This is a genomic window from Pseudomonas sp. HY7a-MNA-CIBAN-0227 (assembly GCF_040310325.1).
Lineage (GTDB): Bacteria > Pseudomonadota > Gammaproteobacteria > Pseudomonadales > Pseudomonadaceae > Aquipseudomonas.
The window spans coordinates 1-278 of sequence record NZ_JBEOPT010000108.1 but is presented as its reverse complement, the minus strand read 5'-3'; the positions used below and the strand labels follow the sequence as shown (position 1 = coordinate 278).

1 protein-coding gene is annotated in these 278 nt (G+C 47.1%); it reads right to left on the bottom strand.

Annotation, left to right across the window (positions count from 1 at the left end; genetic code table 11):
* Positions 1 to 278: sugar phosphate nucleotidyltransferase (locus AAEZ06_RS27180; RefSeq protein ID WP_350617187.1), on the bottom strand; the 278-nt coding region annotated here is incomplete at both ends.

Sequence of the window (278 nt, the reverse complement as noted above, 5' to 3'; positions counted from 1 at the left end):
CAAAAGCACCAGCGGCTTCAGCTATCGGGGTTTCTAAACAACACACCGTCATATCGGCACCTGATTCAACATGGGCGGCTAACAAGCCTGCATAATCCATGCGGTATATGTGATCGCCCGATAGGATCATCACGTACTTAGGCTTTTCATGACGAATAATGTCGATATTTTGAAATACAGCATCTGCAGTACCCTGATACCAGTTCCCTGATGTTCGCTGTGATGCCGGTAAAATTTCAACCGACTCCCCGAGCTCCTTTTTAAAATGACCCCAGCCA